The following is a 1,327-nucleotide window of genomic DNA, read 5'->3' as shown; positions in this document are numbered from 1 at the left end:
AACGGTAAAATCACCCGGGTGGGGGTGCACAGCCAGGAGCTGAACGGCACGCGCTACGCGGTATACAGCCTGGTGATGGAGCCGGACGTGTGGCCGATGAAACGCGACCGCAACCTGCGAATCTTCCAGAGCCAGACGGTGGTACAGACCGTGAAAACGCTGCTGGGGGAGTACGGGGTGAACGTGGAAGACCGTCTGACGGGCAGCTACCGGGTGTGGGAATACTGTGTGCAGTATCAGGAGAGCAGCTTTGACTTTATCAGCCGGCTGATGGAGCTGGAGGGTATTTACTACTTCTTCCGGCACGAGTCGGATAAACACACGCTGGTGCTGATGGACAGCGCACAGCAGCACCAGCCGTTCGCGGGGTATGAAAGTATCCCGTATCACGTTACGCCGTCGGGTGGCAGCACCAGCGAAGAGGGCATCAGCCAGTGGGCGCTGGAAGAGCAGGTGACGCCGGGGATTTACAGCACGGATGACTATGACTTCCGCAAGCCGAACGCGTGGATGTTGCAGGCGCGGCAGAACCCGGCGTCGCCGTCACCGGGTGAGATAGACGTGTACGACTGGCCGGGTCACTTTGTGGAGCACGACCACGGTGAGTTTTACGCGAAAATCCGCCAGGAGGTGTGGCAGGTGGAGCACCATCAGATAAGCGGCGTGGGAACGGCGATAGGCATAGCGCCGGGTAACACGTTCACGCTGCTGAATGCGCCGTTTTTCAGCGATAACGGAGAGTACCTGACGACAGAGGCGTGTTACGAACTGGAAGAGAACAGCTACGCGAGCGGCAGCGAGGGAAGCACGACGCACAGCATCCGTTTTGCGGTAATCCCGTCGTCGGTGACGTACCGTGCGGCGCCGGTGACAGGCTGGCCGCGCACGCATGGTCCGCAGACGGCGAAGGTGGTGGGTCCGAAGGGCGAGTCAATCTGGACGGACAAATATGGCCGCATCAAGGTGAAATTCCACTGGGACCGTCTGGCGAAGGGAGATGACACCAGTTCGTGCTGGGTGCGGGTGTCGAGCGCGTGGGCGGGGCAGGGTTATGGCGGGGTGCAGATACCGCGGGTGGGGGATGAAGTGGTGATAGATTTTATCAACGGCGACCCGGACCGACCGATAGTGACGGGGCGGGTGTACAACGAGGCGAGTATGCCGCCATGGGCGTTGCCGGCGGCGGCGACGCAGATGGGTTTTCTGAGCCGGACGAAGGATGGGACGTCGGAGACGGCGAACGCGTTGCGCTTTGAGGACAAGGCGGGGGAGGAGCAGCTGTGGATCCAGGCGCAGAAGAACATGGACACCAACGTGAAAAATGATG

At 61.0% G+C, this 1,327-nt stretch carries 1 protein-coding gene; it reads left to right on the top strand.

The window, feature by feature from the left end; translation table 11 throughout:
• On the top strand, window positions 1–1,327 hold a 1,327-nt coding region (locus EB241_RS20740), incomplete at both ends, for a type VI secretion system Vgr family protein (RefSeq protein ID WP_124234943.1).

It is taken from the genome of Erwinia psidii (genome assembly GCF_003846135.1).
In the GTDB taxonomy this organism is placed as follows: Bacteria; Pseudomonadota; Gammaproteobacteria; order Enterobacterales; family Enterobacteriaceae; genus Erwinia; species Erwinia psidii.
The sequence above is the reverse complement of the archived record's forward strand: the minus strand, read 5'-3'. Positions and strand labels throughout refer to the sequence as shown.